The sequence below is a fragment of the Vibrio sp. 1562 genome, assembly GCF_033340155.1.
Classification (GTDB): domain Bacteria; phylum Pseudomonadota; class Gammaproteobacteria; order Enterobacterales; family Vibrionaceae; genus Vibrio; species Vibrio alginolyticus.
In genome coordinates, this window is record NZ_JAWOVY010000251.1 from 1 (window position 1) to 775 (window position 775).

The 775-nt window shown below is 49.7% G+C and carries 1 protein-coding gene; it reads right to left on the minus strand.

Features of this window, described 5'->3' with window-relative positions:
* Positions 1-775, minus strand: a 775-nt coding sequence (locus tag R7Z49_RS24470) for an ATP-binding cassette domain-containing protein (RefSeq protein WP_318112291.1), incomplete at both ends; no start/stop codon positions are given.

Consider the following 775-nt stretch of genomic DNA (forward strand, 5'->3'; position numbering starts at 1 on the left):
TGTTTGATCCGGTGCGATCTGCATCATGTGCTGCAGTGGTGTTTCTTCTGGGTGCAACGTCTCCAACTGATGCTGAGCAAAGTAGCCGATCTTTACGCCTTGCGAATAGGTGAGATCGCCGCCTTGCGCTTTAAGTTCACCTGAAAGCAGTTTGATTAAGGTCGATTTACCTGCGCCGTTGCGGCCAAGCAAACCAATACGGCTGCCCGGTACTAAGTTCAGACGAATCTTTTCTAAAATTAGGTTGTCGCCGTAACCTGCCGATACGTCGTCCATCATCATGATTGGATTTGGCAGCGCAGCTGGTTGACGGAATTCAAAGCTGAATGGGTTATCGAACTGCGCGGGCAAGACTTTTTCCATGCGTTCTAGCGCTTTGATTCGGCTTTGCGCTTGGCGCGCTTTCGACGCTTTGTAGCGGAAGCGGTCGATGTAGCTTTGCATGTGCGACATTTGCTTTTGTTGCTTCTCGAACATCGCTTGTTGCAGCATCATTTTTTGCGCACGTTGATTTTCGAATGACGAGTAGTTGCCCGTGTATTCGTTCAGCTGTTGGTTTTCGATATGGATGATGCGACCAACGATCGGATCTAGGAAATCTCGGTCGTGCGAGATCAAGATCAGTGTGCCAGGGTAGTTTTGCAGCCAGCGTTCTAGCCACATTACGGCGTCCAAATCCAAGTGGTTGGTTGGTTCGTCGAGTAGCAGTAGATCAGAACGACACAATAGTGCTTGAGCCAAGTTAAGGCGCATACGCCAACCACCAGAGAACTGA